The following is a 6901-nucleotide window of genomic DNA, read 5'->3' as shown; positions in this document are numbered from 1 at the left end:
CACGAATGGCCCCGAAGCTGGTCGAGTGCGGCTCTGGACGGCCCGTCGACGAGAAGGTCGGCGGCGAGTACGTCAGCGTCGGCGACGACTCGCGTGGGCGACGGCTCGACCTCAGGCATCGTCGCCTCGATGGGCGCGAAGCGCCTCAGTAATCTCCGTTTCGGTCGTCTCGTACGCTGCTGCGCGGACGAAGAGTGACTCCCAGTTCATAGACGAACAGACGTATTCGTTGGAGATGAATCCGACGCAACCACCCGTGGGTTCGAAATGGTTACGCGGGGCGGATATTTGAACCATTAATAATTACATCGCGTGGGAAACAGTTAATTCCCGTTCAACACAGGAGACAGTCATGACGATACAGCGACGGCGCTTCTTGCAGGCGGCGGGGGTCGGTGCGATTCTCGGACTGAGTGGTTGTACGGGCGAGTCGAATCCGCAGCAGGCAGACGACGGAACACAGACAGACACCGCCTCCGGCGGTGGTTCGGGCGAGGGTGACAGTGGTACGAAACAGGAGTTGACGCTGGCAACGACCACGAGTACCTACGACACGGGGCTCCTCGATACGCTCAACCCGGTGTTCGAAGAGAAGTTCAACGCCCGAGTGAAGACCATCTCGCAGGGGACCGGCGCAGCCATCGAGACGGCTCGAAACGGGGACGCCGATGTTATTCTCGTCCACGCTCGCGGCGCGGAAGACGAGTTCCTGCAGGAGGGCTACGGCGTCAACCGCCGAGACGTGATGTTCAACGACTTCGTCATCGTGGGACCGTCGAACGACCCCGCCGGAATCAAGGGGATGGAACGTGCGACCGAGGCATTTGCGACCATCGCCGAGTCCGAATCGACGTTCGTCTCGCGCGGCGACGACTCCGGGACGAACAAGAAGGAACTGCTCATCTGGGACGCCGCTGGCGTGGACCCGAGCGGAAAGTGGTACCGCGAAATCGGCAAGGGGATGGGCGACACGCTCGTTCAGGCCGACCAGTCGGGTGCGTACACGCTCTCAGACCGCGGGACGTACCTCGCGACGAAGACCAACATCAAATCAGAGATTCTGGTGCAGGGACCGCTCAAAGGCGGCCCGACCATTCTGAAGAACCCCTACGGCGTCATCCCGGTCAACCCCGCGAAGTACCCCGACGTGAACTACGCGCTGGCGATGGCCTACGTCGGATTCCTCACGAGTCCCGAGGGACAAAACATCATAAGCAGTTACACCGCAAACGGCTCGCAGTTGTTCTTCCCGAACGCGCTCTCTGAGTCCTCACAGTTCGGTCAGTACGTTCCCGAAGAGTACGAGGGTGGAAACGCTGCAAACGCCTCGACGGCAGACGCCTCAGCGTCGGTCTCCGACGCGCAGTTCGAACAGTGGGTTACGGAGAACGTCCCCGAGGACTTTTAGTCCGGTCAGCCCCCATCACATCCCGTGTTCGGCCTTGGCGACCTGAATCTCACCTACCTCGTCAGCATTACTCTCGTCTCACTGTACGTGAGTACCGTGGCTGTCGTCCTCAGCGCCGCCATCGGCCTCCCGATATCCCTCGCCGTCGGCTTCCGCGACTTTTACGGAAAGTCCGTCGTCACCTCCATCATCTCGACGGGGATGGGATTTCCGAGCGTCGTCGTGGGTCTCGTCGTCCTCCTCGGACTCTCACGGTCGGGACCGCTCGGCACGTTCGACCTCCTGTTTACGCCCGAGGCCATGATTATCTCGCAGACGATTCTCGCACTCCCCGTCCTCGTGAGCGTCTCGCTTTCCGCGGTCCAATCGGTCCCACAGGACCTCAGAGACGCCGCGTTCGCCGCGGGCGGAACCTCGACTGACGTTGCCTTCCTCGTCGTCCGTGAGGCTCGCTACGGTATCGTCACGGCACTCTTGGCTGCGTACGGCCGCGCCATAAGCGAAGTCGGGTCCGTGCTCATCGTCGGCGGTAACATCGTCTTCTCCGACAGCACGTCGTTCACGCGGACGCTCACGACCGCCATCACGGTCGAAGCGCGGAAGGGGAACATCGAGACGGGTATCGCCCTCGGAACGATTCTGTTGACGCTCGTCCTGACAGTGAACGCACTCGGCGCGCGCTTCCGTGACCGAACGCCGAGGGGAGGCAACCGATGACGAGCGAGAGGCGGTCGCCGGATACGCACGAGTCGGCAGCAACAGGCGAAAATCGGGCAGGTACCCGACTGGCCGCCCGCAACCTCAGTCACGGCTTCGAAAACGGTGCTATCCTCGAAGACATCTCCATCGCCGTCGAACCCGGCGAGATTCTCGCCGTCGTCGGCCCCTCCGGAACCGGAAAGACGACGCTCTTTCGACTGCTCGCGATGTTCGAGCGACCGACAGATGGGACGGTCGAAGTCGACGGCGACGACGTGTGGGAACTCCCCGAAGAGCGTCGGCTGGCCGTTAGACGCCGGGTTGGAATGGCGTTTCAGAGTCGGAGTCTCTTCTCTTCGACTGTCGCCGAGAACGTCTCGTACGGACTGCGCGTGCGGCGGGCGTGGTCGGCTCGGCTCCGCGATGCGGTCGAGAGCGCCTTCGGCTCCGACGAACCGTCAGAGACCGTCGTGACGGCGTTGCAGACTGTCGGCATGGCGGATAAGATACACCGCGACGCTGCGTCGCTCTCAGCCGGTGAGGCCCAACGGGTTGCCATCGCGCGGGCGCTCGCGCCGGACCCCGACGTGTTACTCCTCGACGAGCCGACGTCGAATCTCGACCCGCGAAACACCGCCGCCATCGAGTCGGCGATGCGAGCAGCGCGCGACCGCGGCATCGCCGTCGCGTTGGCGACCCACGATATGCAACAAGCACAACGAGTGTCTGACCGGACGGCCGTCCTCCTTGATGGGACGTGTATCGAATCGGGGCCGACTGCGCAGGTATTCGAATCGCCAGCCGACGACCGGGTTCGAAGATTTGTCGAAGGTAAACTCGTTTACTGATGGCAAAATACCGCGGTTTGCTGGAAGGCGAAAGAGCCGAATATGGGACGTAACCAGCGTGTGACTGCCGTCTGACACAGCTTTAAGGTCCGAGGAGCGTACCCCAGAATAGGGCGCGCATTTCCGGCCTCAGTTCCCATCCTCCCACCCGCGCGCCCGGCACACACCACCACCTTCGTCGTTCTGGTTCCCCCGGTACGGCGTGCGGCGCCGCCACCACGGCGCCATTTTCGAGTGACCTACTCAGTGAGCGAATGCGCTCTGCTCCGAGTCGTGTCATCAGCCGAGGAGCTTCGACCGGACCTCTTTAAGCGCATCGCGTTCCGCAATGAGTGCCAACTGGTCACCGGGTTCAACAATCGTCCCTGGAAGCGGAATCGTCATCGATTCGTGCTTCCGCCCGTGAGCGTAGACGCGCCCACCCGACCCGAGGTCGATGTTAGCGACGTGTTCGCCGATGATGGGTGCACCTTCGGGAACCCGAACCGTTGTGAGACTGAGTTGGTCGGTCAAGTCGCCGATGGCGTTGAAGTCACCCCCGAGGAGTGCCGTCTTCGCACCGGCCGCACCGAGACGTTCGGGGTAGACGATTTCGTCGACGCCGTCGGCATAGCGCTCGTAAATCTCCTGCCGGTAGTCTTCGCTGATTCGCATGACCGTCCGGCAGCCGAACTCTTTGCCGAGCATACACGCCGCGAAGTTGATGTTCGGGTCGCCGGTTAGCCCACCAATCGCGTCGGCGTCTTCGATGCCCGCCTCTTTCAGGACACTTTCTGTCCCGCCGTCACCGAAGATGGCGTCGAATCCTTCGTCGCGGGCGCGGTCGACTTTCCGTTCGTTGTTGTCGACGATGGTCAGGTCGTGTCCCTCCTCTCGAAGCACCCGCGTGGTCCGGGAACCGACGCGACCATATCCTACGATAACGAACTTCATGGTATTACTATGCACACCGGGTGGCTAAAAGATAGTCCCCGGTCAGGTTCGGGTGCGTTCGAGGTGTTCAGTTAGCGAGTCGATGGTCTCTGTGAGGGGCGAGGTTCCGAACAGAGCCACGAGGGCCGCGCCGACGCTGTCGAAGACGAGGTCGATAATCGTGTCGCCGAGTCCGTACTGGACGAGGATGGCCTCCATCCCGACTGCGTCGGCCGCGAGGCGTGCACCGAACTCCAACACCTCCCAGAAGACGCCCGCTGCGAGGGTAAAAAGTAGGATGTAAACGAACATAAACCGGTCAGGAAAGTAGACGGCGTCGGAGTACTCGTCGATGGCCCGCGCCGTCGTGTAGCCGACGGCAGCGACCACCGTCGCCGAGAGCGTGTGGGTAACGTGGTCCCACCAATCGATGTAGTGGTACGGCCCGAGCATCCCGATTGCGTGGAGCAGAACCGCCATCGCCAGCCACATGCCAAGAAACGGGTGAAGTCTAATCTGCCAGTCGCGACGGAGTATCGCGGGGAGAAACGTCGCACTGAGCGCGACGACAGCGTTGACGAGGACGCTCAGATTCCGCGTATACACGCCCGCGAAGAAGATGAGACAGATAGCGAGCTGTATTGCTCGGCCTACCACTCGCTCGCTCTGCTGTGACCACATAGATACCGATACGTACGCCATAGACACGCTAAATCCCGGTGTGGCAAGAGCTAGCACAACCACCGACATTGTTTTTCCCCCTGGTTACATACGCCCCACCGATGATGGCCACCACTCACGCCCTCGCGGGTGTCGTCCTCGGCACCGCCGTGTGGGCGTTGGTCCCCGAGGCCGGGATGCTTCCGGTCCTCGCGGCCGCACTGGGCGGCCTGTTCCCCGACTTCGACTTGTACGCAGGACACCGGAAAACACTCCACTTCCCTGTGTATTTCAGCGCACTCGCCGCTCCAGCGAGTGTAATCGCCGCGTTGAATCCGACTACCACCAGCCTCGCCGTCGCACTGTTCCTCGCGGCCGCCGCGCTGCACTCCGCTTCGGACGTGCTCGGCGGCGGCCTCGAACTCAAGCCGTGGCTCGGCACGTCCGAGCGCGCCGTGTACGACCACTGGAATGGCCGCTGGCTCGCCCCGAAACGGCTGATTCGGTACGATGGCGCACCTGAAGACCTCGCGCTAACGCTTGCCTTCGCCGTTCCACCTGTCGTCGCCTTTGACGGACTCGTCGAGATGCTCGTCATCGGTGCAGTCGCTATCTCGGGCATCTACGTGCTGCTCCGGAAACCGATGGTCACGATTGCCGAGAAACTCGTCGATGCGATGCCAGACCACGTTATCGACCACGTCCCCGAACGATTCGTGCAGGACCTCCGGTAGTCGGTCCCGTCGTCCAGCCCGGCCGTCACAACTCCGAAAAAGGAGAAGACGAAGACGCGTAACTGCTCACACCAGACAGTCTTAGTCAAACAGTAGGTGGTTGAGAGGGAGTCGGTTAGTCAGGAATCGAGTAGTCAGGAGTTGGCTAGTCAGGAATCGAGTAGTCGGCCAGTCAAGAGTCGGTTAGTCAATCGGTCACTTCGGCACTCTTCGTCGGTGTTGCCTCGGTCCGTGACTCGCGTCGGTGGAGCAGATAGGCACACAGCACCGCGATACTTCCTGCAGCGGTGGCAATACCGAACGCCACGCGATAGCCAGCGGGTGTGTAGACTCGTGCGCCGGCGACGGTCTCGCCCGTCCAGTAGGCGTCGAGCGCGAAGCCCATCACCGCGGGGAAAACGGCCGCGCCGAAGTACCCCATGCTGTTTATCGCACCTGTCGCCGTCGCACTCGCGGTTGCGTCGTGTCGCTCCTTGGCGACGGTGAAAGCGATGACCGCCCCTCCCATGACAAACAGGGCGGCGAAAAGCAGGACGCCGACCACGAGCAACGGCGGCGTCACGAGGAGGAAGATGAGACTGTAGGAGACAGTAAACACCAGACAGGACGCGAGGATGAATTCGGTTCGGTGGCCCAGTCGGTCCGAGAGCGTCCCGATGACGGGCGACCCGAGGAGAAACCCGATGTTGCCGACGAAAACGAAAAGCGAAGCCGTCTGAACCGACACGTCGTAGAGGTCGGCAATGTACGGCACCCCCCACAATCCGGTGACGGTGAAGTTCGTCCCGATGACCAGAAAGAGCATCGTCCCCATCAACCACGTCTCGAACTCCCCGAGAACTCGTCTGGTGTTCGTGACGACGGTCGAGAACTCGACGTTCGACTCCGGTGGCTGGACGCCGTCGAGTGGGTCGAACCCGGCGTCACGCGGTCGGTCTCGAACCGCGAGATACGTCACCACCGCGAGGCCGACACCGCCGACACCGATTGCAAGGAGGACGGACCGCCACCCGGCGCTGTCGATTGCGATAGCCAACGGCGTCGTGGCGAGAACACCGCCCATGCCCGCCGCCGCGACGGTCCACCCGGTCATCGTGGCGAACTCGTCCGGTCGATACCAGTTCGCGAGGAACCGCAACGTCGCCGTGTAGAGGACGCTTCCGCCAAGCCCCAACAGTGCTCGTGAGGCGAACGCGATGCCATAAGTCGGTGCAAGCGCGAATCCGAACACCCCGACTGCCATCACCCCGAGCCCACCGGCGGCAACTCGACGCGACCCCGTACGGTCTACGAGGATTCCCGCGGGTAGCTGTAGCCCGGCGTAGATGTAGAAAAAGGAGGCGTGCAACAGACCGAGTTCCGTTCCGGTCGTGTCGAACGCCCGCGAAAGGTCATCGGCGAGGACGGCCGATGTTACCCGATGGAAACTGACGAGCAGAAAACCGGCCGTGAGGAGCGCCCAGAGGACCCATCGGAGGCGTGTCGGACTGGTCCGAATCGAGAACCGTGTCATGAGTCACGAAACAGAGCGTGCGTGTAAATGTCTATCGAGGAGAACGATGGAAAGCAGGTACCGGTCATCGGGAGAAAAGCTCCCAGTCACAGCCACCCCTCCGGGTTTATGGCAGTGTGTCTTCAGT

Annotated in this window: 8 protein-coding genes; 4 read left to right on the top strand and 4 right to left on the bottom strand. The window is 62.0% G+C overall.

The window, feature by feature from the left end; all coding sequences use genetic code 11:
- Positions 1 to 119 (bottom strand): DUF7384 family protein (locus QT222_RS09415; protein ID WP_491477015.1); only part of this gene is annotated, 119 nt, incomplete at its 3' end.
- Positions 120 to 352: 233 nt separating this feature from the next.
- Between QT222_RS09415 and QT222_RS09410 the strand changes: the two genes are divergently transcribed.
- Genes QT222_RS09410 through QT222_RS09400 form a run of 3 tightly spaced genes read left to right on the top strand, consistent with a single transcriptional unit; the run spans position 353 to position 2955 of the window.
- Positions 353 to 1408 (top strand): ABC transporter substrate-binding protein, encoded by a 1056-nt coding sequence (locus QT222_RS09410; RefSeq protein ID WP_491477014.1) that lies wholly within the window; start codon positions 353 to 355, stop codon positions 1406 to 1408.
- Positions 1409 to 1432: 24 nt separating this feature from the next.
- Entirely contained in the window at positions 1433 to 2125 is a 693-nt protein-coding gene (locus QT222_RS09405) for an ABC transporter permease (protein WP_004059319.1), read from the top strand.
- Positions 2122 to 2955 carry an ABC transporter ATP-binding protein gene (locus QT222_RS09400; protein WP_491477013.1) on the top strand — a complete coding sequence of 278 codons (834 nt, stop codon included), beginning with the start codon at positions 2122 to 2124 and terminating at the stop codon, positions 2953 to 2955. Before QT222_RS09405 ends, QT222_RS09400 begins: the two co-directional genes overlap by 4 nt.
- Positions 2956 to 3234: 279 nt before the next feature.
- Here QT222_RS09400 and QT222_RS09395 read toward each other — a convergent pair whose 3' ends face one another.
- Together QT222_RS09395 and QT222_RS09390 are read right to left on the bottom strand one after the other, a co-directional pair.
- The gene (locus QT222_RS09395; protein WP_491477012.1) at positions 3235 to 3888 is read right to left on the bottom strand and encodes a potassium channel family protein; all 654 of its coding nucleotides are present in this window, start codon (positions 3886 to 3888) and stop codon (positions 3235 to 3237) included.
- A gap of 42 nt (positions 3889 to 3930) precedes the next feature.
- Entirely contained in the window at positions 3931 to 4548 is a 618-nt protein-coding gene (locus tag QT222_RS09390) for a DUF2238 domain-containing protein (protein WP_004059316.1), read from the bottom strand.
- A gap of 101 nt (positions 4549 to 4649) precedes the next feature.
- Between QT222_RS09390 and QT222_RS09385 the strand changes: the two genes are divergently transcribed.
- Positions 4650 to 5261, top strand: a complete 612-nt coding sequence (locus QT222_RS09385; protein ID WP_179955345.1) for a metal-dependent hydrolase — start codon at positions 4650 to 4652, stop codon at positions 5259 to 5261.
- Between the two features lie 187 nt (positions 5262 to 5448).
- Here QT222_RS09385 and QT222_RS09380 read toward each other — a convergent pair whose 3' ends face one another.
- Complete coding sequence (locus tag QT222_RS09380) at positions 5449 to 6774, bottom strand: MFS transporter (RefSeq protein WP_004059314.1); 1326 nt, start codon at positions 6772 to 6774, stop codon at positions 5449 to 5451.
- Between the last annotated feature and the right edge of the window lie 127 nt (positions 6775 to 6901).

The organism is Haloferax sp. s1 (assembly GCF_058382125.1).
Note: the sequence above shows the minus strand (reverse complement) of the source record. Positions and strands in the feature narration are given on the sequence as shown.

Bases quoted from the DNA above. Each gene is read 5' to 3' on its own strand.
- QT222_RS09410 (WP_491477014.1), top strand. From the start codon at position 353: ATGACGATACAGCGACGGCGCTTCTTGCAGGCGGCGGGGGTCGGTGCG.
- QT222_RS09400 (WP_491477013.1), top strand. From the start codon at position 2,122: ATGACGAGCGAGAGGCGGTCGCCGGATACGCACGAGTCGGCAGCAACA.
- QT222_RS09395 (WP_491477012.1), bottom strand. From the start codon at position 3,888: ATGAAGTTCGTTATCGTAGGATATGGTCGCGTCGGTTCCCGGACCACG.
- QT222_RS09390 (WP_004059316.1), bottom strand. From the start codon at position 4,548: ATGTGGTCACAGCAGAGCGAGCGAGTGGTAGGCCGAGCAATACAGCTC.
- QT222_RS09385 (WP_179955345.1), top strand. From the start codon at position 4,650: ATGATGGCCACCACTCACGCCCTCGCGGGTGTCGTCCTCGGCACCGCC.
- QT222_RS09380 (WP_004059314.1), bottom strand. From the start codon at position 6,774: ATGACACGGTTCTCGATTCGGACCAGTCCGACACGCCTCCGATGGGTC.